The sequence below is a fragment of the Arthrobacter sp. Y3221160 genome, from assembly GCF_059092585.1.
The window spans coordinates 66,461-92,165 of the sequence record NZ_JBNHHU010000001.1; the positions used below are offsets into that span (position 1 = coordinate 66,461).

The 25,705-nt window shown below is 67.5% G+C and carries 22 protein-coding genes; 14 read left to right on the plus strand and 8 right to left on the minus strand.

Features of this window, described 5'->3' with window-relative positions; all coding sequences use genetic code 11:
- The first annotated feature begins 126 nt into the window (after positions 1-126).
- The 5 genes from lspA (at position 127) to nrdR (ending at position 7,240) form a co-directional block, all read left to right on the plus strand.
- Entirely contained in the window at positions 127-738 is a 612-nt protein-coding gene (lspA, locus tag AC5RWG_RS00310; RefSeq protein ID WP_494013812.1) for a signal peptidase II, read from the plus strand.
- On the plus strand, positions 731-1,666 hold the full coding sequence (locus tag AC5RWG_RS00315; protein WP_493999477.1) for an RluA family pseudouridine synthase: 936 nt from the start codon (positions 731-733) through the stop codon (positions 1,664-1,666). Before lspA ends, AC5RWG_RS00315 begins: the two co-directional genes overlap by 8 nt.
- Before the next feature lie 46 nt (positions 1,667-1,712).
- A complete protein-coding gene (gene dnaE / locus AC5RWG_RS00320) occupies positions 1,713-5,255 on the plus strand; it encodes a DNA polymerase III subunit alpha (protein ID WP_494014120.1) in 3,543 nt (1,180 codons plus the stop codon).
- A gap of 34 nt (positions 5,256-5,289) precedes the next feature.
- The gene (gene hisD, locus AC5RWG_RS00325) at positions 5,290-6,639 is read left to right on the plus strand and encodes a histidinol dehydrogenase (RefSeq protein WP_494166207.1); all 1,350 of its coding nucleotides are present in this window, start codon (positions 5,290-5,292) and stop codon (positions 6,637-6,639) included.
- Positions 6,640-6,739: 100 nt separating this feature from the next.
- The gene (nrdR, locus tag AC5RWG_RS00330) at positions 6,740-7,240 is read left to right on the plus strand and encodes a transcriptional regulator NrdR (RefSeq protein ID WP_493999479.1); all 501 of its coding nucleotides are present in this window, start codon (positions 6,740-6,742) and stop codon (positions 7,238-7,240) included.
- Between the two features lie 75 nt (positions 7,241-7,315).
- Here the strand turns inward: nrdR and ppgK are convergent, their stop codons facing one another.
- Positions 7,316-8,116 carry a polyphosphate--glucose phosphotransferase gene (ppgK, locus tag AC5RWG_RS00335; protein WP_493978006.1) on the minus strand — a complete coding sequence of 267 codons (801 nt, stop codon included), beginning with the start codon at positions 8,114-8,116 and terminating at the stop codon, positions 7,316-7,318.
- 107 nt (positions 8,117-8,223) lie between these two features.
- Complete coding sequence (gene map / locus AC5RWG_RS00340) at positions 8,224-9,102, minus strand: type I methionyl aminopeptidase (RefSeq protein ID WP_493999480.1); 879 nt, start codon at positions 9,100-9,102, stop codon at positions 8,224-8,226.
- Between the two features lie 16 nt (positions 9,103-9,118).
- Here map and AC5RWG_RS00345 point away from each other — a divergent pair, with 16 nt between their 5' ends.
- A complete protein-coding gene (locus AC5RWG_RS00345) occupies positions 9,119-9,358 on the plus strand; it encodes an SPOR domain-containing protein (RefSeq protein ID WP_493999481.1) in 240 nt (79 codons plus the stop codon).
- A 53-nt stretch (positions 9,359-9,411) separates the two neighbouring features.
- Here the strand turns inward: AC5RWG_RS00345 and panB are convergent, their stop codons facing one another.
- Positions 9,412-10,284, minus strand: coding sequence for a 3-methyl-2-oxobutanoate hydroxymethyltransferase (gene panB / locus AC5RWG_RS00350; RefSeq protein WP_493999482.1), 873 nt, complete (start codon positions 10,282-10,284; stop codon positions 9,412-9,414).
- A 169-nt stretch (positions 10,285-10,453) separates the two neighbouring features.
- Here panB and AC5RWG_RS00355 point away from each other — a divergent pair, with 169 nt between their 5' ends.
- The 5 genes from AC5RWG_RS00355 to AC5RWG_RS00375 all read left to right on the plus strand — a co-directional run bounded on the left by AC5RWG_RS00355 (position 10,454) and on the right by AC5RWG_RS00375 (position 17,602).
- On the plus strand, positions 10,454-11,794 hold the full coding sequence (locus tag AC5RWG_RS00355) for a glutamine synthetase family protein (protein ID WP_493977944.1): 1,341 nt from the start codon (positions 10,454-10,456) through the stop codon (positions 11,792-11,794).
- Between the two features lie 9 nt (positions 11,795-11,803).
- On the plus strand, positions 11,804-14,821 hold the full coding sequence (locus AC5RWG_RS00360) for a bifunctional [glutamine synthetase] adenylyltransferase/[glutamine synthetase]-adenylyl-L-tyrosine phosphorylase (RefSeq protein ID WP_494166208.1): 3,018 nt from the start codon (positions 11,804-11,806) through the stop codon (positions 14,819-14,821).
- 117 nt (positions 14,822-14,938) lie between these two features.
- Positions 14,939-16,405, plus strand: a complete 1,467-nt coding sequence (locus tag AC5RWG_RS00365) for an amino acid ABC transporter substrate-binding protein/permease (protein WP_494166209.1) — start codon at positions 14,939-14,941, stop codon at positions 16,403-16,405.
- Entirely contained in the window at positions 16,402-17,130 is a 729-nt protein-coding gene (locus tag AC5RWG_RS00370) for an amino acid ABC transporter ATP-binding protein (RefSeq protein ID WP_494013817.1), read from the plus strand. Before AC5RWG_RS00365 ends, AC5RWG_RS00370 begins: the two co-directional genes overlap by 4 nt.
- 139 nt (positions 17,131-17,269) lie before the next feature.
- Positions 17,270-17,602 (plus strand): cupin domain-containing protein, encoded by a 333-nt coding sequence (locus AC5RWG_RS00375; RefSeq protein ID WP_493977940.1) that lies wholly within the window; start codon positions 17,270-17,272, stop codon positions 17,600-17,602.
- Positions 17,603-17,672: 70 nt separating this feature from the next.
- Here AC5RWG_RS00375 and AC5RWG_RS00380 read toward each other — a convergent pair whose 3' ends face one another.
- The gene (locus tag AC5RWG_RS00380; RefSeq protein ID WP_494013818.1) at positions 17,673-17,870 is read right to left on the minus strand and encodes a hypothetical protein; all 198 of its coding nucleotides are present in this window, start codon (positions 17,868-17,870) and stop codon (positions 17,673-17,675) included.
- Positions 17,871-18,212: 342 nt separating this feature from the next.
- On the opposite strand from AC5RWG_RS00380, the gene AC5RWG_RS00385 reads away from it, so the two are divergent.
- Positions 18,213-18,677 (plus strand): hypothetical protein, encoded by a 465-nt coding sequence (locus tag AC5RWG_RS00385; protein ID WP_494166210.1) that lies wholly within the window; start codon positions 18,213-18,215, stop codon positions 18,675-18,677.
- Positions 18,678-19,012: 335 nt separating this feature from the next.
- On the opposite strand, the gene glnA is transcribed toward AC5RWG_RS00385, so the two are convergent.
- Positions 19,013-20,437, minus strand: a complete 1,425-nt coding sequence (gene glnA / locus AC5RWG_RS00390) for a type I glutamate--ammonia ligase (protein ID WP_493967363.1) — start codon at positions 20,435-20,437, stop codon at positions 19,013-19,015.
- A 234-nt stretch (positions 20,438-20,671) separates the two neighbouring features.
- Here glnA and AC5RWG_RS00395 point away from each other — a divergent pair, with 234 nt between their 5' ends.
- Entirely contained in the window at positions 20,672-21,109 is a 438-nt protein-coding gene (locus tag AC5RWG_RS00395; RefSeq protein WP_494166211.1) for an RDD family protein, read from the plus strand.
- 160 nt (positions 21,110-21,269) lie between these two features.
- Here the strand turns inward: AC5RWG_RS00395 and AC5RWG_RS00400 are convergent, their stop codons facing one another.
- The 3 genes from AC5RWG_RS00400 to lipB form a co-directional block, all read right to left on the minus strand.
- Complete coding sequence (locus AC5RWG_RS00400) at positions 21,270-22,025, minus strand: DUF4191 domain-containing protein (protein ID WP_493978004.1); 756 nt, start codon at positions 22,023-22,025, stop codon at positions 21,270-21,272.
- Between the two features lie 103 nt (positions 22,026-22,128).
- Complete coding sequence (lipA, locus tag AC5RWG_RS00405) at positions 22,129-23,133, minus strand: lipoyl synthase (RefSeq protein WP_494013821.1); 1,005 nt, start codon at positions 23,131-23,133, stop codon at positions 22,129-22,131.
- Positions 23,130-23,846 (minus strand): lipoyl(octanoyl) transferase LipB, encoded by a 717-nt coding sequence (gene lipB / locus AC5RWG_RS00410; RefSeq protein ID WP_494013822.1) that lies wholly within the window; start codon positions 23,844-23,846, stop codon positions 23,130-23,132. The genes lipA and lipB overlap by 4 nt, the downstream gene beginning before the upstream one ends.
- A 104-nt stretch (positions 23,847-23,950) precedes the next feature.
- Between lipB and AC5RWG_RS00415 the strand changes: the two genes are divergently transcribed.
- A complete protein-coding gene (locus tag AC5RWG_RS00415; RefSeq protein ID WP_494166212.1) occupies positions 23,951-25,702 on the plus strand; it encodes a serine/threonine-protein kinase in 1,752 nt (583 codons plus the stop codon).
- The last annotated feature ends 3 nt before the right edge of the window (positions 25,703-25,705 follow it).

A 25,705-nucleotide genomic window follows, 5' to 3' on the forward strand; every position in this document is an offset into this window, starting at 1 on the left:
CGGAAGATAACCGCCAGCCCCGTGCCACGGGGCTCCCAATGGCCGGCGCCGGGATTACCCTGCCGCCGGCCATTGGCTTTGGGCGCCCCGCCCCGGCGCCCGACCGGCACTGAAGACGAGAGAGACATGTCAGAAACTTCACCGGCAGCCGATCGACCCGACGATGGGGCGGCGGCCGCACCGGAACAGCGGAAGGGCGCCGGCCGGTTCATCCTGCTGCTGGCCGGCTGCGCGGCGTTCGCCTATGCCTTCGACCAGCTGACCAAGTGGTGGGTGGTGTCCACCATGACCGAGGGCCAGATCACCCCGGTGCTGCCGCCGCTGCTGCACTGGCACTTCATCCGCAATTCCGGGGCCGCGTTCTCGATCGGCGAGGACTACACGTGGGTGTTCACCATCGTCATGACGGCCGTTTCCGCGGCGATCGTGGTCTACGCGCGCAAGGTCCGGTCCCTGTGGTGGTCCGTGGCGCTCGGCTTCCTGCTCGGCGGCGCGCTGGGCAACCTGACCGACCGACTGTTCCGCGAACCCGGCTTCGGGGTGGGCCACGTGGTGGACTTCATCGCCTTCCCCAACTTCGCCATCTTCAACATTGCCGACTCCGCCGTGGTGGGAGCGGTCATCCTGTGGTGCGTGTTGACCTTCATGGGCATCGGAATGGACGGTACCCGGGAGGCCCCCAAGGCCGCGGACAAGCCGGCCGGCGACGGCAAGGCGGCGGGGGAGAGCGGTGACTGACGACGTCAGGGTCGTGGAGCTGGACGCCCGGACAGCCGGCGCGCGGGCCGATACCGCGGTGGCCGCGCTGCTGGGAGTATCCCGCTCGGCGGCCGCAGCACTCCTCGGCGACGGACGCGTGGAATTGGACGGCCGGGTTATCGCCAAGTCGGAGAAGCTCCCGCAGCAGGGAAGCCTGCGCATTGCCGTACCCGAACAGCGGGATCCGCTCGCCGTCGTTGTGGAAGAGGTAGAGGATTTGAAGATTCTCGGAGACGAGGACGATTTCGTCGTCATCGACAAGCCGGTGGGCGTTGCCGCCCACCCGTCGCCGGGCTGGGTCGGCCCGACCGTCGTCGGCGCCCTGGCCGCCCGGGGCTACCGGATTTCGACGTCAGGCGCCGCCGAGCGGGCCGGCATCGTCCACCGCCTCGACGTGGGAACCTCCGGCGTCATGGTGGTCGCCAAGACCGAACACGGCTACACCCTGCTGAAGCGCGCGTTCAAGGAACGCACGGTGGACAAGGTCTACCACGCGCTGGTCCAGGGACTGCCGGACCCGCTGGAGGGCACCATCGATGCGCCGATCGGCCGGCATCCCGGCTACGACTGGCGGTTCGCCGTGGTCGAAGACGGCCGCAACTCGATCACCCACTACGAGGTACTCGAGGCCTTCGGCAGGGCTTCGCTGGTCGAGGTGCACTTGGAGACCGGCCGCACGCACCAGATCCGCGTGCACTTTTCCGCGCTGCGGCATCCGTGTGCCGGCGACCTGACATATGGCGCGGACCCCAAACTCGCCGCCGCACTGGGACTGACCCGGCAGTGGCTGCACGCCAAGAAACTTGGCTTCCACCACCCCGGCAGCGGGGAGTGGGTCGAATACGAGAGCGAGTACCCGCGGGACCTGGCCTACGCGCTGCAGGCGCTGGCCGAACACCGCGTGTAAGCCGGTACCGGCCGACTCCGGCACCTAGAATGAAACGGTGGCAGCAGTGACTTCATCCAAGATCGGCAACGATTCCTTCGTCCACCTTCACAACCACACCGAGTACTCGATGCTCGACGGTGCCGCGCGGCTGACCGACTTGTTCAGCCACGCCGATGAACTGGGCATGAACGCGGTGGCGACGACCGACCACGGGTTCGTTTTCGGCGCCTTCGATTTCTGGAACAAGGCCCGCAACGCCGGCATCAAGCCGATCGTCGGGGTGGAGGCGTATCTGACCCCGGGCACCGCCCGGGCGGACAAGACACGCGTGCGGTGGGGCGACGGCGGACGCAACGACGTCTCCGGCGCCGGCGCCTACACCCACATGACCATGTGGGCCGAGACCACCGAAGGCATGCACAACCTGTTCCGCGCCTCGTCGCTGGCCTCCCTGGAAGGCTACCTCTACAAGCCCCGGATGGACCGCGACCTGCTGCAGACCTACGGCAAGGGGCTGATCGCCACCACCGGCTGCCCGTCCGGCGAGGTCCAGACCAAGCTGCGGCTCGGACTCTACGACGAGGCCAAGCAGGCCGCCTCCGATTTCCGGGACATCTTCGGCAAAGAGAACTTCTACTGCGAGTTGATGGACCACGGCCTGGACATCGAACGCAACGTCCAGGCCGACCTGCGGAAACTGGCCCGCGAACTCGGGCTGCCGTTCGTCGCCACCAACGACCTCCACTACACCCATGCCGAAGACGCCAAGTCGCACGCGGCGCTGCTGTGCGTGCAGTCCGGATCGACGCTGGCCGACCCGAAGCGCTTCAAGTTCGATGCGGACGAGTTCTACCTGAAGTCGCCGGCGGAAATGCGCGCCATCTTCCGCGACGTCCCGGAGGCCTGCGACAACACGCTCCTGATCGCCGAGCGCTGCAACGTGGAGTTCAATACCAAGGCTTCCTACATGCCGCGCTTCCCGGTGCCGGAGGGGGAAAACGAGGAGTCCTGGTTCGTCAAGGAAGTCGAGAAGGGCCTGCACTACCGGTTCCCCCACGGCATTCCCGACGACGTGCGGAAGCAGGCCGAATATGAGATCGGCATCATCCTCCAGATGGGCTTCCCCGGCTACTTCCTGGTGGTCGCCGACTTCATCAACTGGTCGAAGGACCACGGCATCCGCGTGGGACCCGGCCGTGGTTCCGGCGCCGGCTCCATGGTCGCGTACGCGATGCGCATCACCGACCTGAACCCGCTCAAGCACGGGCTGATCTTCGAGCGCTTCCTGAACCCGGACCGCGTCTCGATGCCCGACTTCGACGTCGACTTCGACGACCGCCGCCGCCCCGAGGTGATCAAGTACGTCACCGAGAAGTACGGCGACGACCGCGTCGCCATGATCGTCACCTACGGCACCATCAAGGCCAAGCAGGCGCTGAAGGACTCGTCCCGCGTCATGGGCTATCCGTTCTCCACCGGCGAGCGGCTGTCCAAGGCGATGCCGCCGGACGTCATGGGCAAGGGCCTGACGTTGAAGGAAGTCCACGATCCCAACGCCAAGCGCTACGGCGAGGCCGAGGAGATGCGCGAGCTGCTCAAGTCCGACCAGGAGTCCGCGAAGGTCTTCGAAACCGCGCTGGGCCTGGAGGGGCTGAAGCGCCAATGGGGCGTGCACGCGGCCGGCGTGATCATGTCCTCGGAACCGCTGATCGACATCATCCCGATCATGCGCCGGGAGCAGGACGGCCAGGTCATTACGCAGTTCGACTACCCCACCTGCGAAGGCCTCGGCCTGATCAAGATGGACTTCCTCGGCCTGCGCAACCTGACGATCATCACGGACGCCATCGAGAACATCAAGATGAACCAGGACATCGACCTGGACCTTGAAACGCTCGACCTGGACGACCGGCCGTCCTACGAACTGCTGGCCCGCGGCGATACCCTCGGCGTGTTCCAGCTCGACGGCGGCCCCATGCGGTCCCTGCTGAAGATGATGCGCCCGGACAACTTCGAAGACATCTCCGCCGTCATCGCCTTGTACCGGCCGGGCCCGATGGGCGCGAACTCCCACACCAACTACGCCCTGCGCAAGACCGGCGTCCAGGAGATCACCCCGATCCATCCGGAGCTGGAAGAGCCGCTGCGGGAAATCCTGGATACCACCTACGGCCTGATCGTGTACCAGGAGCAGGTGATGGCGATCGCGCAGAAGGTGGCCGGCTTCTCGCTGGGCCAGGCGGACATCCTGCGCCGCGCCATGGGCAAGAAGAAGAAGTCCGAACTGGACAAGCAGTATGCGGGCTTCCACCAGGGCATGGTGGACCGCGGCTACTCCGAGGCGGCGGTCAAGGCGCTGTGGGACATCCTGCTGCCCTTCTCCGACTACGCGTTCAACAAGGCGCACTCGGCGGCCTACGGCCTGGTGTCCTACTGGACGGCCTACCTGAAGGCGCACTATCCGGCCGAATACATGGCCGCCCTGCTCACCTCGGTGGGCGACGACAAGGACAAGCTGGCGCTGTACCTGAACGAATGCCGGCACATGGGCATCACCGTGCTGCCGCCTGATGTGAACGAGTCGGCGCTGAACTTCACCCCGGTCGGCACGGACATCCGCTTCGGCATGGGCGCCATCCGCAACGTCGGCGCCAACGTGGTGCACGCCATGGTGGCCGCACGCGACGAGAAGGGCAACTTCGCCAGCTTCAGCGACTTCCTGCAGAAGGTCCCGGCCGTGGTGTGCAACAAGCGAACCATCGAGTCGCTGGTCAAGGCCGGCGCGTTCGACTCGCTGGGCCATCCGCGCCGCGCCCTCGCGATGATCCACGAAGAAGCAGTGGACTCGGTCATCGTGCTCAAGCGCAACGAGGCGGCCAACCAGTTCGACCTCTTCAGCGCGTTCGACGACGGCGGCGAAACCGCCGGGGGCCTGTCGGTCGACGTGCCGGACCTGCCCGAGTGGGACAAGAAGGACAAGCTCGCGTTCGAGCGGGACATGCTCGGCCTGTATGTCTCGGACCACCCGCTGCAGGGGCTGGACGGGATCCTGAGCCAGCACGCGGACCTGTCCATCACGTCCGTGATCGGCGAGGACGGCCCGCCGGACGGGCAGATCATCACCATCGCGGGCATGATCACGTCGCTGCAGCGCCGGATCGCCAAGAACAGCGGCAACGCCTACGCCCGCGCCGAGGTCGAGGACCTGGGCGGTTCCATGGAGGTGATGTTCTTCGGGCAGGCCTACGCGCCGATCGCCACCGTGCTCGCGGAAGACCTAATCGTGGTGGTCCGCGGCCGGCTGCAGCGCCGCGACGACGGCGCCGTCACCCTGAATGCCCAGGAGCTCACGGTTCCGGACCTGAGCGACGGGCACTCGGGGCCCGTCGTGATCTCGATGGCCAGCTTCAAGGCCACCGAGTCGGTGGTCACCGCACTGGGCGACGTGCTGCGCACCCACCCGGGCACCACCGAGGTGCAGGTGCGGCTGAACGGCTCGCGCAAGGTCGAGGTGATGAAGCTCGGGGTGGATCTGCGGGTCAATCCGAACCCCTCGCTGTTCGGCGACCTCAAGGTCCTGCTCGGGCCGGCCTGCCTCGATGCCTGACCGGGCGGCGGCGCCGGGTCAGTAGAATGGGTGGGTGACTTCTGCAGCCTCGGCCAACACCTTCACCGATTTCCCCACCCTTGACCTGCGCGGCCGCCGGCTGGGCACCGCCGAACTCAAGGCGGCCATGCCGCGGGCGGAGACCACCTTCGACGCCGCCACCGGCGCCGTAGAGGAAATCATCGGCAAGGTCCGGGCGGGCGGGTTCGCCGCGTTGGCGGAGCTTGCCCGCCGGTTCGACGGGGTGGAGCAACTGCATCCCCGGGTGCCGGCGGCCGCGCTGGACGAAGCCCTGGAACAGCTGGATCCGCAGGTCCGCTCCGGCCTGGAGGAATCGATCGCGCGGGCCCGGCGGTTCGCCGCGGCGCAAAAGCCGGGGGACACCGACGTCGAGATCGGTGACGGAGCGGTGGTGACGCACAAGTGGATCCCGGTGAACCGGGTGGGCCTCTACGTCCCGGGCGGGCTGGCGGTGTACCCGTCATCCGTCGTCATGAACGTGGTGCCCGCCCAGGCCGCCGGCGTGGCGTCCATCGCCCTCGCGTCGCCGCCGCAGAAGGACTTCGGCTCGCTCCCGCACCCGACAATCCTGGCCGCCGCCAGGCTGCTGGGAATCGACGAGGTGTACGCCATCGGCGGCGCGCAGGCGGTGGCGGCGTTCGCCTACGGCGCGCCCGCGAACGGGCACGGCCCGGCGCTGGAGCCGGTGGACGTCGTGACCGGCCCCGGCAACGTCTATGTGGCCACGGCCAAGAGGCTGGTCAAGAGCGTGGTGGGGATCGACGCCGAGGCCGGCACCACCGAGATCGCCATCCTGGCCGACGAGACTGCCAATCCGGCGTTCGTGGCCGCCGACCTCATCAGCCAGGCCGAGCACGACCCGCACGCCGCCTCCGTCCTGATCACGGCTTCTGAGGAACTGGCGGCGGCAGTGCGCCGGGAACTCGGCGAGCAGGTCGCCCGAACCAAACACGCCGCCCGCGTCCGCGAGGCGCTGTCCGGCCCGCAGTCGGGGACCATCCTGGTGGACGGGCTGGAACAGGGCATCGCCGTCTGCGACGCCTACGCCGCCGAACACCTGGAGATCCAGACCGCCGACGCGGCCGGGGTAGCCGCCCGCATCCGCAACGCCGGAGCGATCTTCGTGGGCGACTACAGCCCGGTGAGCCTGGGCGACTACTGCGCCGGCTCCAACCACGTGCTGCCCACCAGCGGCACCGCCACCTTCGCCAGCGGCCTGAACGTGACGACCTTCCTGCGCGCCGTCCAGGTGGTCAATTACGGCGACGCGGCGCTGCGGGAAGTCAGCGGGCACATCGCCGCGCTGGCCCGCGCCGAGGACCTCCCGGCCCACGGCGACGCCGTCGCCATCCGGTTCGCCTGAACGGGCCCAAACCCCAACATGTAGTAATCACAGTCTTGTAATTCACCTAGATATGGTTCTAGGATGAATAAGTTGGCTGTCCCGAGGGAAGGAGTGTGGCGTGTACTGTCCGTTCTGCCGCAACTCCGATTCCCGGGTGGTGGACAGCCGGCTGACCGATGACGGTTCCGCGATCCGGCGGCGCCGCCAGTGTCCGGCCTGCGGGCGGCGCTTCACCACGGTGGAGACCACCAGCCTCAGCGTGATCAAGCGCTCCGGGGTCAGCGAGCCGTTCAGCCGAACCAAGGTCGTCAACGGCGTGCGCAAGGCCTGCCAGGGCCGTCCCGTGACGGAAGACGACCTGGCCATGCTGGCCCAGGAAGTCGAAGAGTCGGTCCGCGCCAGCGGTGCCGCGGAAATCGACGCGCATGAGGTGGGCCTGGCCATCCTGGGGCCGCTGAAGAAGCTGGACCTGATCGCCTACCTGCGGTTCGCCAGCGTCTACCAGGGCTACGAATCGCTGGAGGATTTTGAATCCGCGATCGACCAGCTGCGCCACGATGCGCAGAGGAACGGCCAGCAGGGGCCCGAAGGCCGGCAACGGCCGTTGACAGCGCAGTAGCGCGACCAAGACTCCGGTGGCGGCTGCGGAGGGGAAGCCGAGGCCGCCACCGGCACCAACCTCCCGGTTGCCGGCCTATTTGGCGAAGCCGAAGTGCAGGGCCGCCTGCAGGGCCGCCCCCACGATGCCGGCGTTGTTGCGCAGCTGGGCCGGGATGATCGGCGTGGCCAGCTGAAGCCGGGGCAGGAAGTCCTCGCTGCGTTTCGAGATGCCGCCGCCGATGATGAACAGCTCCGGCGAGAACAGGAACTCGACGTGCGAAAAGTACCGCTGCAGGCGCTGCGAGTACTCCGCCCAGTCCAAGCCGTCGCGTTCGCGGGCCACGGCGGAAGCCTTCGACTCGGCGTCGTGCCCGTCCAGCTCCAGGTGGCCCAGCTCGGCGTTCGGGACCAGCTTGCCGTCGAAGATGAATGCGGAGCCGATGCCCGTGCCCAGGGTGATGACCAGCACGGTTCCCTTCACCCCCGCACCCGCCCCGTAGCGGACCTCCGCCAGGCCGGCCGCGTCGGCGTCGTTCATCACCTGGACGGGGCGGGACATCCGGTGCGTGAGCAGCGCGTCCACGTCGGTCCCGATCCAGCGCTCGTCCACGTTGGCCGCCGACCGTGCAATGCCGTGGCGGATGATGGCGGGGAATGTCACGCCCACCGGCCGGTCGGATTCCGGTCCCTCCGGGCGGGCGCTGAGTTCTTTGACGATGCGCGCGACGACGTCGGCCACGGCCTCCGGACTGGACGGACGGGGCGTGTCATAGCGGATGCGGTCGCCGACCAGGATGCCCTTTTTGAGGTCGACGATGCCGCCCTTGATGCCGGTTCCGCCGATATCGATGCCGATCGCCGACCGGGCCGCCCGCTTGGCTGCCTTCTTGGCCACGATGTCCTCGGTCGCCATGCCACCTCCGTGCGCGTTGAGACCCGGCGTGCCTCGCCGGACTACCGGAAGCCTACCCGCTGTCTCCGGCGGTGTCAGGCTGCGAAAAGCTAGGGGAGGGTAAGGATTTCCGCCCCGGTCTCGGTGACCACCAGCGTGTGCTCGAACTGGGCGGTCCGCCTGCGGTCCTTCGTGACGACCGTCCAGTTGTCATCCCACATCTCCCACTCGATCGTGCCCAGGGTCAGCATGGGCTCGATGGTGAAAACCATGCCCGGCTCGATCGCCCGGCTGTAGGCCGGGGCGGCATCGTAGTGCGGGATGATCAGGCCGGTGTGGAAGGCCTCGCCGACGCCGTGGCCGGTGAAATCGCGGACCACGCCGTAGCCGAAACGCCTGGCATAGGACTCGATGCTCCGGCCGATCACGTTGATCTCCCGTCCCGGGGCCACGGCCTTGATGCCGCGGCGCAGCGACTCCTGGGTGCGCTCGACCAGCAGGCGGGACTCTTCATCGACGTCGCCGACCAAAAAGGTATAGTTCGTGTCCCCGTGGACGCCGTCCAGATACGCGGTGATATCGATGTTGACGATGTCCCCGTCCTGCAGCACGGTGGTATCCGGAATGCCGTGGCAGATCACTTCATTCACCGAGGAACAGATCGATTTGGGGAAGCCGCGATAGCCCAGGCAGGAGGGATACGCGCCGTGGTCCAGCAGGAATTCATGCCCGATGCGGTCCAACTCGTCGGTGGTCACGCCCGGCTCGATGTGCTTGCCCACCTCCACGATGGCCTGTGCGGCGATCCGTCCGGCGACGCGGATTTTCTCGATGGTCTCCGGCGTCTTGACCTCCGAGCCGGTGAATTTGGCCGGCGCCGGCTTCCACGCGTACTCGGGCCGGACGATCGAAGGGGGAACGGGCAACGGGGGGCTGACGGTGCCTTGAACGAGGGTTCCGACGGGTGCTGTTGCTGCGTTGTGGGGCATAGTATCGATCATATAGGTGCTGCAGAGGTGCCCGACAGCGGAGGGGCAACAGCCTTCGCACGCTGCCGGGCGCCGTCAACGTAAGGAGGCCGGCATGGCGGATTTCTGGTACAACGTGGTCACCCATCAGGTGGAAGTGGGCGCCCAGTCCGACTGGACGCAGCTGATCGGCCCCTACGAGACCCGCGAAGAGGCCGAGCACGCACTGGAAAAGGTGCAGCGGCGCAACGAGGAGTGGGACGCGGAGGACGACTGACCCGCCGGCGCCTGCTCCGGGCGCGGGGTTTACGGATCCAAAGGACGGGGTGCCTAGAAGGAGTGCTCCGGGCCGGGGAACACGCCGTCCTGGACGTCCGAGCGGAAGGCGGCGGCGGCGTCGGAAATGATGGTGCGCACGTCCGCATACTGTTTGACGAACTTCGCCATCTTGCCGCCGCGCAGGCCGACCATGTCCTGCCAGACCAGGACCTGGCCGGTGGTCGACGGTCCGGCCCCGATCCCGATCGTGGGGACACGCAGGGCCTGGTCCACCTTGGCGGCCGCCTCGGCCGGAACCATCTCCATGAGCACGGCGAAGGCTCCGGCCGCTTCCAGGGCCAGGGCGTCGTCGATGAGCCGTTCGGCGTCGTCGCCGCGGCCCTGCACCCGGTAACCGCCCAGCGCATGCTCGCTCTGCGGAGTGAAGCCGATATGCGCCAGTACCGGAACTCCGGCCTGCACCATGGCCCGGACGGTGTCCGCATAGTAGGCGCCGCCCTCCATTTTCACCGCGTGGACGCCGGTCTCCTTCAGGAAGCGCACGGCCGTTTCCACCGCCTGCGCCGGCGACACCTCGTAGCTGCCGAAGGGCAGGTCGGCAACGACGAACGCGCTGCGGGCCGAGCGGGCGACCGCCCGGCAGAGCGGCAGCATCTCGTCCACGGTGATCGGCAGGGAGGTCTCGTTGCCCAGGACGTTGTTGGACGCCGAGTCCCCGATCAGCAGCACCTCGATGCCGGCGGCGTCGAAAATCTCCGCGGTGTACTGGTCATACGCCGTCAACATGGCGAAGCGCCGGCCCTCGTCCTTGGCCTGCTGCAGGTGGTGGATGCGGGTGCGGCGGGCCGGGCGGGAAGCCGATGCCGCCGCCGGCGTGCCGTAAGGAGCCGGCTGCTCGGCGCCGGAAGACTGTGAAGTGGGCATGTGGTAGAGCCTAATCCTCAGGCGTCCGCTTCCTCCACTCTGGCGCGGACGCGTTACCGGGGGCGCCAACTTCGGTTGTGCTGCCAGTAGGCTAAAGGGAAGCAGACCACCGCAGGCTTTGGCATGCAGTTTTTGGATGCCGTGGCCCGGACACAGCGAAAGGCAGCACATGGACCGTCAGCAGGAATTCGTCCTCCGTACCATCGAGGAACGCGACGTGCGCTTTGTCCGGCTCTGGTTCACCGACATCGTCGGGTCGCTGAAATCCGTGGCGCTGGCCCCTGCGGAGGTCGAAGGCGCCTTCGAGGAGGGGCTCGGCTTCGACGGCTCCTCTATTGAAGGACTGGCCCGGGTCTTCGAGTCCGACATGCTGGTCCAGCCGGATCCCACCACGTTCCAGATCCTGCCGTGGCGGGGCGAAGCGGAGCAAACGTCCCGGATGTTCTGCGACGTGCTCACCCCCGACGGCGAACCGTCCACCGCCGACCCGCGCAATGTCCTCAAGCGGACGCTGGGCAAGGCCGCGGAGATGGGCTTCACTTGCTACACGCACCCCGAAATCGAGTTCTACCTGCTCAAGTCCGACCAGCTGGGTCCGGACGGGGTCCCGGTGCCCGTGGACCACGCCGGGTATTTTGACCACGTGCCCGGCGGTGTTGCCCAGGACTTCCGCCGCACCGCGGTGACCATGCTGGAAAACGTGGGCATCTCGGTGGAGTTCAGCCACCACGAGGACGGGCCCGGCCAAAACGAAATCGACCTCCGGTACGCCGATGCCCTGCAGACCGCGGACAACATCATGACCTTCCGCACGGTGGTCAAGGAAGTGGCGTTGATGGAGGGCATCTACGCCACCTTCATGCCCAAGCCGTTCTCCGACCACCCGGGTTCCGGCATGCACACGCACTTTTCGCTGTTCGAGGGAGACTCGAACGCCTTCTTCGAAGCCGGCGCCGAATTCCAGCTCTCCAAGACGGCGCGCCAGTTCATGGCCGGGATCCTGCGCCATGCACCCGAATTCACCGCCGTCACCAACCAGTTCGTTAACTCCTACAAGCGCCTGTGGGGCGGGGGAGAGGCCCCCAGTTACGTGTCCTGGGGCCACAACAACCGGTCGGCGCTGCTGCGGGTGCCGCTGTACAAGCCGAGCAAGGGCCAGTCCGCCCGGGTGGAATACCGGGGCATCGACTCGGCGGCCAACCCCTACCTGTCCTACGCGGTGCTCCTGGGCGCCGGGCTCAAGGGCATCGAGGAGGGCTACGAGTTGCCGCCGGCCGCCGAGGACGACGTGTGGAGCCTGAGCACCGCCGAGCGGCGGGCCATGGGCCTTGACCCGTTGCCGTCCAGCCTGCATGACGCCATCCGCACCATGGAGGAGTCGGAGCTGGTGGCCGGGATCCTGGGCGAACAGGTGTACGAGATTTTCCTGCGCAACAAGCGGGCCGAGTGGCACGACTACCGCCTGCAGGTCACCCCGCACGAGCTGAAGCGCAACATCGGAATCCTCTAGGGCGGACACGTGCTGACGAACCGGCGCTTGATCGCCCGAGGATTCCACGATCTGGAGCGCAGCACCCGGTTCCTGCGGGCCAGGGAACTGTCCGGCATCAGCCAGGAGCGGCTGGAGGCCGGGTTCGCGGTCAGCGCCGACCCGGACCAGGCGCTGGTGTCGCTGGTGCGACTGCTGGAGAAAAACCCGTCACTGGCGGACGTCATCAACATGGGCGGCGACGGCAGCGAAGCCCTGTTCCGGCTGCTCGGGGCTTCCGAGGCCCTGGCTGACTTCCTGCTCCGCCGGCCGGAGCATCTGGACGTCCTCGACACGGACATCGGACCGGAACCCGGCCGGGTGCCGGCATCCCGCCTGCGCAGCTCGCTGCTGCGATCCGTCGGCGCGGACCCCTTGTCGGGACAGCCGGTCGCCTCGTTGACGGGCAAGGAGGCCTACGTCGCGCTGCGGAGCACGTACCGCCGGCACCTGTCCGAACTGGCGATCCGGGACCTCTCCGCGGCCTCGCCGGTCGACTTCCTGCCGGACGCCGCCCGGGAACTGGCGGACCTGGCCGCGGCCGCGCTGGACGCCGGGCTTGCGGTGGCCCGGGCCGAAGCAGCGGAACGTTACGGCGCCGGCGACGTCGCGGCGGTGCGGCTGGCCATTATCGGCATGGGCAAGTGCGGGGCCGGGGAGCTGAACTATATTTCCGACGTCGACGTGGTGTACGTCGTCGAGGCCGACGGGCTCGCCGACACCGAGGCCGGGGTGATCGGCGCGGCGCTGGCCAGCGGAACGGCCCGCGCCATCTCCTCGCCCGGCCCGGAACCAGGGCTCTGGGAAGTCGACGCCAACCTGCGCCCGGAGGGCAAGGACGGTCCGCTGGTCCGGACGCTGGACTCGCACCTGACGTATTACCGGCGCTGGGCGCAGAGCTGGGAGTTCCAGGCACTCCTGAAGGCCCGGGCCGTGGCCGGGGACGCCGAGCTGGGCCGCCGGTACGAGGAAGCGGTGTCGCCGCTGGTGTGGTCCTCGTCGGAACGGGAAGGGTTCGTCGAGTCGGTGCAGTCGATGCGCCGCCGGGTCACCGAAAACATCCCGGCCCATGAGCGCGGCCGCCAGATCAAGCTGGGCCGCGGCGGGCTTCGCGACGTCGAATTCACGGTCCAACTGCTGCAGCTGGTGCATGCCCGGGTAGACGAATCCATCCGCCAGCGCGACACGACGTCGGCCATCGCGGCGCTGAGCACGGCGGGCTACATCTCGCGCGCCGACGCACAGGAATTCGATGAGGCCTACCGGTACCTGCGCGTCCTGGAACACCGGATCCAGTTGGTGCACCTGCGCCGGACCCACTTGATGCCCGACGACGAGCAGGCGCAGCGCGTGCTGGCCAAAGCCGCGCAGGGAGCGCTGCTCGAGAGGCGGCCGGCGCCGGCCGAGTTGCTGGACAAATGGCAGCAGACCAAGCGCAGGGTGCGGGCGCTGCACGAGCGCATCTTTTACCGGCCGCTGCTGGCCGCAGCCTCCAACCTGAGCCTGGACGAGGTGCGGCTGACCCCGGAGGCGGCGCAGGGCCGGCTGGCCGCGCTGGGCTACCAAGACCCGCGGGGTGCGATGCGTCATATCGAGGCCCTGACCGGCGGGGTCAGCAGGAAGGCGTTGCTGCAGCGCCAGCTGCTCCCGGTCTTGCTGGAATGGATCGCTTCCGGCGTGGACCCGGACGCGGGCCTGCTGGGCTTCCGCCGGCTGAGCGAACGGCTGGGAGACTCGCACTGGTACCTGGGCATGCTGCGGGACTCGAGCTCGGCCGCCGAACGCCTGTGCCACATCCTTTCCAGCAGCCGCTTCATCACGGACCTGCTGGAGGTCTCGCCGGAGTCCACGGCCTGGCTGGGCACCGACAAGGACCTCGTACCGCTCAGCTTCGACGCCCAGTGGCAGGAAATCCGGTCCAAGATGTCCCGCCATCCGGTGCCCGAGGAGGCCATCCGGCTGATCCGGCTGATCCGGCGCCGGGAAACGCTGCGCATTGCGCTCGCCGACTCCTCCGGGCTGCTGGAGCAGTCCCAGGTCGGGGCCGCTCTTGCGGACGCCGACCGTGCCGCCGTGCTCGGCGCGCTCCACGTCGCGGAAACCTCCGTGCTGGAGTCCGAGGAACGGCTGACGGCCCTGTTGGTGGTGGCCATGGGCCGGCAGGGCGGACGGGAAATCAGCTACGGCTCGGATGCCGACGTCATGTACGTGCACCGGCCCTTGCCGGGGGCCGACCCCGGCCTGGCCCAGCAGCAGGCGGAGCGCATTGTCACGCGGATCTCTTCCCTCCTGAAGCAGCCCTGCACACCCCCGGTGCTGGCCGAACGGGTGCTCGAAGTGGATGCGGCGCTACGGCCGGAAGGCAAGAACGGGCCGATGGTGCGCTCGCTGGACTCCTACCGCGAGTATTACCAACGCTGGTCCCTGGTCTGGGAGGCGCAGGCCTTGCTGCGCGCCCGCCCGATGGCCGGCGACGACAACCTGGCGGACGAGTTCATCGCGCTCGTGGATCCGATCCGCTACCCGGAGGGGCTGGGAAGCGATCAGGTGCGCGAAATCCGCCGGATCAAGGCGCGGGTGGAATCGGAGCGGCTCCCGCGCGGCGCCGATCCGGCCCGCCATCTGAAGCTGGGCCGCGGGGGACTCAGCGACGTGGAGTGGCTGGTGCAGCTGCTGCAGCTGGAGCACGCCCGGAAGCTCCCGGAGCTGCGCACCACCAACACGCTCGACGCGCTCTCCGCCATCGCCGCCGCCGGGCTGCTGCCGGGCGAGGACGCCGCCGCCCTCGGGCGAAGCTGGAGCCTTGCCACCCGGATCCGGTCGGCCAATGTGATCTGGGCGGGCAAGAACTCGGACGTGCTGCCGGCCTCGCGCCGGGACCTCGAAGCGGTGGCACGCTGGTGCGGTTACGAGCCCGGGAACGCTGCGGCGATCGAGGAAGACTACCTGCGCCTGACCCGCCGCGCCCGGGCCATCTTCGAGCGCTACTTCTACGGTTACGGCACCTAGCCTCCCCGACGCCAAGTGGTGCTGCCGGTCACCGGTCTGTACCCTCAATGAGGATCTTTTGCGCCTTGCACAGGCTGTACAGGCGTGCCCTGAGAACAAATCTAGGAGCTGTTTAGTTTGCACACCCTCCAACGCACCGGGCTGGGACGGCGCCTGCTGGCCCTGACCGGACTGCTGGCGGTGCTCTCGCTGGTCTTCGGCGGCAACGCGGCCGCGGCCGCGGCCCAGGCGCCGCAGAGCGCCAGCGGCAAGAGCTACGTCATCGGTACCGACACGACGTTCGCCCCCTTCGAGTTCCGCCAGGGCGGCGAACTGGTCGGCATCGACATGGACCTGCTGCGGGCGATCGCCGAGAACCAGGGTTTCGAGGTGGAAATCCGGTCGCTCGGGTTCGACGCCGCGCTGCAGGCGCTGCAGTCCAACCAGGTGGATGGAGTCATCGCCGGCATGTCCATCACGGACGAGCGCCGGCAGGTCTTCGACTTCTCCGACCCGTACTTCGACTCGGGTGTGCAGATGGCCGTGGCGCAGAGCAACAACGAGATCACCTCTTACGAGGACCTCGCGGGCGAGACGGTCGCGGTCAAGCGCGGCAGCGAGGGTGAAGCCTTCGCCGACTCCATCGCCGAAGAGTACGGTTTCACGGTCAAGCCGCTGGACCAGTCGGCCACCATGTACGACGACGTCAAGGCCGGCAACTCCGTGGCAGTCTTCGACGACTACCCGGTGCTGGCCTACGGCATCGCCCAAAACAACGGGCTGAAGGCCGTCACGGAGAAGGAACGCGGAAGTTCCTACGGCTTCGCGGCCAACAAGGACCAGAACCCCGAACTGATCCAAGCCTTCAACGCCGGCCTGGCCGAGCTCAAGGCCAGCGGCGAATACCAGCAGATCCTGGACAAGTACCTCGCTTCGCCGGAGACTGCCGGGAAGAGCAGCTTCTGGCAGCTGCTGACCGACAGCCTCCCCGCCCTGATGAAGGGCCTGGGGCTCACGCTGTTCGCCACGGCGGTCTCGATCATCATCGCCCTGGTCCTGGGCGTCGCCTTCGGGTTCCTGAAGGTATCCCGCCGGATCGTGCTGCGCGGGATCGCGACCACCTACGTGGGCATCTTCCGCGGCACGCCGTTGCTGGTCCAGGCGTTCTTCTTCTACTTCGGCCTGCCGCAGCTGACCGGGGCGCCGATCGACGTCCTCACCGCCGGCGTGCTGACGCTGAGCCTGAATGCCGGCGCCTACATGACGGAGATCGTCCGCGGCGGCATCCAGTCCGTGGATCCAGGCCAGATGGAAGCCAGCCGCAGCCTGGGCCTGGGCTACGTCAAGTCCATGCAGAAGGTCGTGATCCCGCAGGCGGTCAAGATCATGACCCCCAGCTTCATCAACCAGTTCGTCATCACGCTCAAGGACAGCTCCCTGCTCGCGGTCATCGGTTTCGCCGAACTGACCTACCAGGGCCAGCAGATCTACGCCTCCAACTTCCGTACCGGCGAAACGCTGCTGATCGTGGCGGCGTTGTACTTCGTGGTGATCACCGCGCTGATCAAGCTTTCCAACATCCTGGATAAGAGGTTCAACAAGTGAGCAAGATTCACGTCGCCGGACTCAGAAAAAGCTTTGGCAGCAACGAGGTCCTCAAGGGCCTCGACGTCGAGGTGGCCGAAGGCGAAGTCGTCTGCGTGATCGGGCCGTCCGGCTCCGGCAAGTCGACCTTCCTGCGCTGCCTGAACAAGCTGGAGGACATCAGCGGGGGAACCGTGGTGGTTGACGGTTTCGACCTGACCGACCCGAAGGTCGACCTGGACAAGGTGCGCCAGCACATCGGCATGGTCTTCCAGCACTTCAACCTGTTCCCGCACAAGTCCGTGTTGGAGAACATCATGCTGGCCCCGGTGGAGCTCAAGAAGCTCGGCAAGGCCGAAGCACGCAGCAAGGCCCTGGAGCTGCTGGAGAGGGTCGGGCTGTCCGAGAAGGCCGACGCCCGCCCGGCCCAGCTCTCCGGCGGACAGAAGCAGCGCGTGGCCATCGCGCGGGCACTGGCCATGAATCCCGACATCATGCTCTTCGACGAGGCCACCAGCGCCCTGGACCCGGAGATGGTGGGGGAGGTGCTGCAGGTCATCAAGGACCTGGCGGCGGAAGGCATGACCATGGTGGTGGTCACCCACGAGATGGGCTTCGCCCGCGAAGTCTCGGACCGCGTCATCTTCATGGCCGACGGCAACATCGTGGAGGAAGGCAGGCCGGAGGCACTCTTCGGCGCCCCGCAGCAGGCACGTACCCAGGACTTCCTGGCCAAGGTCCTCTGAGGTCCTCCGACCGGCCGACGGCGGTGCCCTCCGATGCGCGGGGGCGCGCCGCCGTCGGGCCCCGCCCTGTAGGTGTGTGGCCGGGAACAGGGCGCCGGGCTAGGCTGAGGCCGGAACCCAACCGAAGGAGGCGCCGGACATGACCGACATCGATGTGCTTGGACGCGAACACCTGGCCGTGGCCGTCGGAGCGCCGCACGGCCGCAGTGCCGCCTTGGTGGCCCAGGACGGTCCGCTGCGCCAGACGGTGTTGGCCTTGAAGGCCGGGGCGGAGCTGGGGGAGCACAACGCCCCGCTGGCCGGCACGCTGCTGGTCCTGGAAGGGGCGGTCACCGTGGTGTCCGCGTCCGGCCGCATGGCCGTCAACCAGAACCAGCTCGCCGTGATCCCGCAGGAGCGGCACTCGGTGGAGGCGTCCGAGGACTCGGTGTTCCTGCTGACAGCCGTCACCGAGACACGCCGGGACAGCTGAACGGCGCCGCCGAGACCCACCGGGACAGCCGAGCAACGCGCCGGGCCTTGCCCGCATGGCGCGTCGCGCGTCACCTGCGCAGCGCGCTGCGGATGATCGCCACCACTCCCGCGAACAGCAGCGCGGTGGCCGTCAGCACCAGCGAATAGGCGACCCCGACGCGCAAAATGACCAGGAACACCAGGAAGGCAACGGCAGCGCCGATGAGCGCGGCCCTGACCGGTCGCGGCGTGCGGCCCTGAGGTGCGGGCTCCCCGCTTTCGCCCATGGGCTTCATTTTGCCACGCCTCGCAGTCACAGCCGAGGATCTCAGCTGCCATCAGAAAGTGGTGGGGCGAAGAGGCTATCGACCGGTGGTCGACACTTTTAGAAGCGCGGGCCGAGATGGCGCGGCTCTATGATCTGCTGAACAGTGCAATCGAGCGCCCTGAGCATTACGGTTGCACTCGGCGTCAGCGAGTACGGTCCGGCGCCACCGAGATAAAAGGCGACTGCACTGGACCGCAGTTTCGTGCCGCGCGCCTCGTGTTAGTGTCGGCCGTGTTAAAGATGCCTTGTATCCTGCTGAGGTATCGACGGAAATCAGCGAGGGCACGAGGTAAGCGGGCACATGTTGGGACCCACACTGACGCTGCGCCCGCTATTCATCACGCGGATAGCCTTTTTCGCGGGTACGTTGCTGTTTCTGATAGTGCTCTTCTTCGAGGTCAAAGCCGGCCCTGGCCCTTCTGGACGCGTGGGGGATCACCCCTTCGGGTCGGTGCCAGATGTCATATTGTTTGTGCTTCTTATGGGCGCCCTGCTGCTCACCGGCTGGCGAAACTGGCGGTTGGGTGTGCAAGTATCCGCCGCTGATCTAACAGTGTTCGGAGTCTTTCGGGATCGTACGGTCCCGCGGTCCGCAGTCCGGGACATCACCATGAACTCTCTGCTCGTGTGGGAAGGGGCAGATGGGCAGATCCGGACCACGCCGATCACGGCGTTTTTAGAACTGGGTGGCGTGCTTGGCTTCGTAGCCCGTCACAACGAGCGGAGTCTCGCGCAATTGCGGGACGAGATCCGACCGAAGAATTGATGACCCAAGCGATGATGCAGGCACGTGCTGGTGGATCCCCTGAGCATGGAAGCTTGGCCGCGTTTGGCGCTTCATCGCAACCGAGATTAACGCATACGAAATTTCGCAGAAGACGGCAGCACTAACCAGACCTGCGGCATGACTACGCCTCACTGTTGATCGCCTCCGGGGTCGGCGTAAAGGTCATCAGCGGTGCAAAGCCAAGACGATGCGCGACACGCCTATGCGCAGATGTTTCCGGACAAAGAGGAGTCCGCACGTGCTGCTGTCACCGAAGTGTTGGCAGCTCGTGCGGACTCTGTGCGGACTAACCCCGCGTTTACCGCGGAATCTAGCTAGCAGCCGTAGTAGAGCTCGAATTCGTACGGGTTCGGGCGGGCGGCCAGCGGCGCGATTTCCTCTTCGCGCTTGTAGGCGATCCAGGTGTCGATCAGGTCCTGGGTGAAGACACCGCCGGCCTGCAGGAACTCGTTGTCCGCCTCCAGTGCCTCGAGCGCTTCCTCCAACGAACCCGGAGCCTTCTGGATGTCCTTGGCTTCCTCGGCGGGCAGCTCGTACAGGTCCTTGTCGATCGGGTCGGCCGGCTCGATTCGGTTCTTGATGCCGTCCAGGCCCGCCATCAGCTGCGCGGCGAAGGCCAGGTAAGGATTGGAGCTGGGGTCTGGAGCGCGGAACTCGATGCGCTTGGCCTTCGGGTTGGAGCCGGTGATCGGGATACGGATGCCGGCCGACCGGTTGCCCTGCGAGTAGACCATGTTCACCGGGGCCTCGAAGCCCTTGACCAGCCGGCGGTAGGAGTTGACCGTCGGGTTGGTGAACGCCAGCACGGCGGAAGCATGCTTGAGCAGGCCGCCGATGTACCAGCGGGCGGTGTCGGAGAGGCCGGCGTAGCCCTTCTCGTCGTAGAACAGCGGCTGCCCGCCGGTCCAGAGCGACTGGTGGCAGTGCATGCCGGAGCCGTTGTCGCCGAACACCGGCTTGGGCATGAACGTGGCGGACTTGCCCCAGGCGTCGGCGACGTTCTTGACGATGTACTTGAACTTCAGCAAATCGTCGGCCGCGTGCGTCAGCGTGCTGAACTTGTAGTTGATCTCGGCCTGGCCGGCGGCGCCGACCTCGTGGTGGGAGCGCTCGACCTCGAGGCCGACGGCGTCCAGCTCCACGCAGATCGCGTCGCGCAGGTCCGCCTGCTTGTCGGTGGGGGCCACCGGGAAGTAGCCGCCCTTGACCGGGGTCTTGTACCCCTGGTTCCCGCCTTCTTCCCGCTTCCCCGAGTTCCAGTAGGCCTCGACCGAGTCCACCCTGTAGAAGGAATGCTCGGGGCTGGACTGGTAGCGGACGTCGTCGAAAATAAAGAATTCGGCTTCCGGGGCGAAGAACGCGGTGTCGGCGATGCCGGTGGAGGCCAGGTACGCCTCGGCGCGCTCGGCCACGCCGCGGGGGTCGCGGTGGTAGGGGTCGCCGGTGCGCGGGTTCACGATGGAGAAGTTCAGCGCCAGCGTCTTCTCGACGCGGAACGGATCGATGAAGGCGGTCGAAACATCCGGGATCAGCTGCATGTCGGACTCGGCGATGCCTTGGAAGCCGCGGATCGAGGAGCCGTCGAAGAGTTGGCCGTTCACGAAGAAGTCCGCGTCAACGGTCTTGGCCGGCACGTTGAAGTGCTGCTGGACGCCGGGCAGATCGGTGAAACGGATATCGACGAACTTAACGTCTTCGTCGGCGATGTACTTGAGGACCTCGTCCGCATTCTTGAACATCGGGTCATGCTCCTTACGCATTCTGGGGGAACCTGCCTCCGCTGTACGGGGCCGGCAACAGTTACAACAATAGGAGCAGGGAATTTCCCGACAGTGTCGCAAATGTTTCGGGCAGGTTACGAAATCGATGTGCACTGCAAGTTTACCGTCAGTGGCCTTCACGCTTTACCGGCGGGAACTCCGGCCCGCACCCCCGGGGAACCCCGTTACAGGCGGGACCGGTAAACTTGAGGGGTGGTAAGCAGACGCGATCTTGGTTCCTGGCTCGAAGGCCCCCCGCAGTCCAACATCCAGAAATGGCCCGGGCAGCGGCTCGGGCTCCCGCAATCCGGGCCCGGCTCGATCGCGCGTCCGGGGCGCCGGATCGTGGCGCTGCTCATTGACTGGCTCCTGTGCTACGCGATCGCGAACGCCTTCCTGGGCGGCAGCCAGCTGGCCATCCTGGGGGTGTTCGCCGTCGAGCAGCTGCTGCTGGTGGGGACGCTCGGCTACAGTTTCGGCCACCGACTGCTCGGCATCCACGTGCGCAAACTCGACGGCTCCGCCCCCGGCTTGCTGGCCGCCGTCGTGCGCACCGTCCTCCTGTGCCTGGTGATTCCGGCGGTTATTTTCGACCCCGACCAGCGAGGCTTCCACGATCGCGCCATGGGCACCGTGCTGGTGCGCCGCTGAGCCAAGCGTTCCTCGATCGTGCCGTGAGCACCACCGTCCCGGCGCCCCGCTGAGCCGGCGCCTCACTGCAGGCCTCAAGCCTCCTGTCTGGCGCGATGCGTTAAACCCGAAAGGCTGCCGGTGAAACCGGCAGCCTTTCGGGTTTTGTCAGGCGGGACGCTCAGCGGCCGCGCATGGCCTTGCGGTCCGGGCGGGCCTTGAACGGATCCACGCCCTTGGGGATGGGAAGCTTGTTGCTGCCCAGGGCCGACAGGCGCTTGTCCACGGCGCTGACTTCCTGTTTGGTCAGTTCCTTCTTGAGCTTCTGCACGGTCTTGGCCACCTTGCTCAACTCCACCTGGCCTTCGCCGCGGCCGGTCTCGATCACATGGATCGTGACGTTGGGCAGGATGCGGCGAAGCCTGCGACGCTCCGACTCGACCAGCTGCCGCACGCGGTGCGAGGGGCCCTCGGTGACCAGCACAATGCCGGGGCGGCCCACGGCGCGGAAGACGGCGTCCTGCGTGCGCGGGTTCACGGCCACCGGCTGGTCCTGCAGGATCCAGCCGCGGCGCAGCACGCTGAGGGCCGCGCCGGAAGCACCGGGCTGGCCCTCGATCTGCGAGAACGCCGCACGTTCGGCGCGCCGCGACAAGATGAAGGTGGCGGCCAGAAGACCCAGCGGGATGGAGATGATCAGCAGCGTGACCCAGTTGTTGATCAGCAGGCCGATAACCAGGCCGACGGCGACGATGCCGAGGAAGGCCAGCAGCATGAACCAGACAACGTTCGGGTCGTTGCGCCGGGTCATCCGGAAGACCTGGCCGATCTGCTTCAGCCGGCCGGGCTGCTTGTTGGCTTTGGAGGGTTTCCCAGCCTTGGGCTTGCGTGAGAAGAGACCCCGCTTCGGGGCGTCGGAATCGGTGCTATGGGCCATAATGTCCAATTCTATCGTGAGCCAGGAGGCACTCGTGCCGTACGCGGACACGGCAGCGGCCCGGCAGCCGGCAGGCTCCCGGACCGCGGTTCCGGCGGTTCAGCTACCGGGCAGCAATCAGCGTGGCGGCTTCCTGGCGGGTGCTGCCGGACTCGCCGATGTGGGCGAGCTGGGGCGGGAGCTCCAGGCCCTTCTTGCGCATCGCGGTGGCCCAGAGGCGGCTGGCCCGGTAGGACGAGCGCACCAGCGGCCCGCTCATCACGCCCAGGAAGCCGATGTCCTCGGCCTCCTGGCTTAGTTCCACGAATTCCTCCGGCTTCACCCAGCGCTCCACCGGGTGGTGGCGTTCGGTCGGGCGCAGGTACTGCGTGATGGTCACCAGGTCGCAGCCGGCGGCGTGGAGATCGCGCAGCGCCTCGGAAATTTCTTCGCGGGTTTCGCCCATGCCCAGGATCAGGTTGGACTTGGTCACCATGCCCTGGTCGCGGCCCTGCGTGATGACATCCAGCGAACGCTCATAGCGGAAGGCCGGCCGGATGCGCTTGAAGATCCGGGGCACGGTTTCCACGTTGTGCGCGAATACCTCCGGTTTGGCGTCGCAGATGGCCGTGATGTGTTCGGGCTTTCCGGAGAAGTCCGGAATCAGGATTTCGACGCCGGTGCCGGGGTTGAGTTCGTGGATCTTGCGGATGGTCTCGGCGTAGAGCCACACGCCCTCGTCGGCCAGGTCGTCGCGGGCCACGCCGGTGACGGTGGCGTAGCGCAGGTTCATCTGCTGGACCGACTGGGCCACCTTGGTGGGTTCCAGGATGTCGACGGGGGAGGGCTTGCCCGTATGGATCTGGCAAAAGTCGCAGCGGCGCGTGCACTCGGAGCCGCCGATCAGGAACGTCGCCTCGCGGTCTTCCCAGCATTCGAAAATATTGGGGCAGCCTGCCTCTTCGCAGACGGTATGCAGCCCCTCCTTCTTGACCAGGTTCTTCATGCCCACGTACTCGGGGCCCATGTTGACCTTGGCCTTGATCCAGTCCGGCTTGCGCTCAACGGGGGTGGCTGCATTGCGGGCCTCGACGCGCAGCAGGCGGCGTCCTTCAGGGGCGAGCGTCACAACAGGGCTCCTTCGGTCTGGCGGTGGCCAGGGTCGGTGTCGGTGGCCGCGGGGCCGGGGGTGCCGGCCTTGACCAGGGATGTCTCGAACGAGCGGAGTTCTTCCTCCACCCGGTCTGCGATGTCGGCCGGGGCCACGTCCAGCCCGGTCTCGGCCTGGATGGTGGTGGTGCCGGCGTCGGTAATGCCGCAGGCAATGATCTGGCTGTAAGGTGCCAGATCGTTCCGGCAATTGAGCGCGAAGCCATGCATGGTTACCCGGCGGTTGACGCGGATGCCGATGGCGGCGATCTTGCGGGCGGGCCCGCGCTCGTCAGCCTCGATCCAGACGCCGGAGCGGCCCTCCATCCTGGTGCCGGCCACGCCGTAATCGGCGAGCACATTAATCAGGACCTGCTCGAGGATGTCAACGTAGTCGGCCACCCGGGTGGGATCCGGGAGGGCCACGATGGGGTAACCCACCAGTTGGCCGGGGCCGTGCCAGGTCAGTTTACCGCCACGGTCCACGCTGACCACGGGGGTGCCGTCCAACGGCCGCTCATGGTCTTCGGTCCGCTTACCGGCGGTGTAGACGGCGCTGTGCTCCAGCAACAACACGGTGCTGGGCGCCGTGCCCGCCACGACTTCGGCGTGCAGCTTGCGCTGCAGCGCCCAGCCTTCTTCATAATCGACGTAGTCAGGGGCGAAGCCCAGCCGAGAAAACTCAAGAGCCATTCAGCAAGACTACGCTCCGGGGGCCGGGCACTGCTATTTGTGTAACGACTCAAGTGCTGTGGATAACTCCTGCGCCCCGCGGCCAAACGGAGTACAAGTGGTCCATGGAAGATGGGCAGACACCCGGGGCGGCCTCCGTGGGGCAGGAACCGCCGCGGCCGGCGGCGCCGGGGCTGCACGTGCAGCGGTGGCTGGGCAACGGCGCCTCGGCCTCGGTATGGCTGGTCCGCGACGCGCTGACCCGAACGGAGTATGCACTGAAGGTGCTGTCTGCGCCCACTGTTCCCTCCTCCTCGGACGACGCCGAACGCCCGCGGCCTGGGCCGCGCCCTGCCCGGCACGTATTAGCCGCCGATGAGGGGGAACCCGCTCCCTGGGCGGTTGCCCCCGAGGGGCAACCGGGGGCCGCGGCCGCTGCCGCCGACCATGAACTATTCCTGTTGGCGGGGGCGCGGCATGAGCACCTGCTGCCCGTCCACGGACAAGTGGCAACCGACCGCGGGCCGGGGCTGCTGCTGGAATATGCTGCCGGCGGCTCGCTCGCGGCGCTCGTCGCCGCCCGCGGCCCGCTGGCCGTGGGCGAGGCCGTGACGATTCTGACTCCGATAGCCCAGGCCTTGGATTACCTGCACGGGACCGGGACCGTGCACGGGGACGTATCGCCCGGCAACGTGCTGTTCACCGCGGTGGGCAAGCCGATGCTGGCCGACCTGGGCGTCGCCCGCGCGCTGGGCAGCGACCGCCCGCCGGCGGCGGGCACGCCGGGGTTCGGGGCACCGCGCAGCGGTTCCGGCGGCGGCCGGCTGGATCCCGAGGCGGACATTTATGCGTTGGCAGCCATCGGCTGGTTCGCGCTCACCGGCCGGGTGCCCGGTGCCACCGCGCAGCGGCCGCCACTGGCGGCGTTGGTGCCCGAGGTGCCCGATCCCCTGGTGGCCCTCCTGGAAGACGGACTGGCCGAGAGTGCAGGGGAGCGCCCCTCCGCGGCGGAGTTCGCCCGCCGGGCGATCCGGGCCGCAAAGCCGGAGGCACTGGATTTGACGGCGTCGGCGCATCCTTCCGTTGCCAGCCAGTTGCTGACCCGGCGGCAGGCGGCGGGTAAGGCTGCCGGCCGCCGGGACAGGGGACCGCTGCCGCCGTTTCCGCGGGCGTCAGCCGGGGCCGGCCGTGGAGGCGGTGCCCGGCCCGCCCCCGGTCGGCGGGCCGCGGCCACGTTGGCGGTCGCCGCGGCCGCGGCGGCAGCGGGCATCCTGTTCGCCCTGGCCGGCAACGTAACGCCCGCTCCGCCGAGCGATCCGGATGCGGTCTCATCGCCTGGTGGTGGCCGGTCGGTGCAACAGGTGTCCACGGCGCAGCGCGAAGGGCAGGACCTGGCTCCCCCCGAAGCCCGGGGACTGCCGGCGGAACTGGAACGTGCGCTGCGGGGCCGCGATGCGGCGGCGGCCGTGCCGGCCCTGGCCTGGTTGCGCACCGAGGCCGTCAGGACGCGCGACGCAACGCTGCTCAACCGGGTCAATATGCCCGGCACGGCCGTCATGGACACGGACCAAGGCATCATCGCTGCACTGGCAGGCTCCGGCAGTTGGCTCGACGGCTTCGAAACCACGGTGGAGGAGGTAACGGCTGATCCAGCGCCACCAGGCGGAGGGCCACAGGAATGGGTGGCCGCAACCGTCAGCACGTCGGCGTACCGGCAGGTGGCCGCCGACGGCAGCGTGCTGGGACGACGCGCCGAACCCAGCGTGCAACGGGTCCACCTTGAGATGGTGAGGCGGGACGCCGGCTGGCTGATCCAGTCAGTCCGCGAGGCGCCCCGCCGCTCTGATGCCCCCGGGGCCAGCACAGGCCGTGACTAAGAT

Bases quoted from the DNA above. Each gene is read 5' to 3' on its own strand.
- lspA (WP_494013812.1), top strand. From the start codon at position 127: ATGTCAGAAACTTCACCGGCAGCCGATCGACCCGACGATGGGGCGGCG.
- map (WP_493999480.1), bottom strand. From the start codon at position 9,102: ATGCCCCACAACGCAGCAACAGCACCCGTCGGAACCCTCGTTCAAGGC.
- panB (WP_493999482.1), bottom strand. From the start codon at position 10,284: ATGCCCACTTCACAGTCTTCCGGCGCCGAGCAGCCGGCTCCTTACGGC.
- AC5RWG_RS00355 (WP_493977944.1), top strand. From the start codon at position 10,454: ATGGACCGTCAGCAGGAATTCGTCCTCCGTACCATCGAGGAACGCGAC.
- AC5RWG_RS00375 (WP_493977940.1), top strand. From the start codon at position 17,270: ATGACCGACATCGATGTGCTTGGACGCGAACACCTGGCCGTGGCCGTC.
- AC5RWG_RS00380 (WP_494013818.1), bottom strand. From the start codon at position 17,870: ATGGGCGAAAGCGGGGAGCCCGCACCTCAGGGCCGCACGCCGCGACCG.
- AC5RWG_RS00385 (WP_494166210.1), top strand. From the start codon at position 18,213: ATGTTGGGACCCACACTGACGCTGCGCCCGCTATTCATCACGCGGATA.
- glnA (WP_493967363.1), bottom strand. From the start codon at position 20,437: ATGTTCAAGAATGCGGACGAGGTCCTCAAGTACATCGCCGACGAAGAC.
- AC5RWG_RS00400 (WP_493978004.1), bottom strand. From the start codon at position 22,025: ATGGCCCATAGCACCGATTCCGACGCCCCGAAGCGGGGTCTCTTCTCA.
- lipB (WP_494013822.1), bottom strand. From the start codon at position 23,846: ATGGCTCTTGAGTTTTCTCGGCTGGGCTTCGCCCCTGACTACGTCGAT.
- AC5RWG_RS00415 (WP_494166212.1), top strand. From the start codon at position 23,951: ATGGAAGATGGGCAGACACCCGGGGCGGCCTCCGTGGGGCAGGAACCG.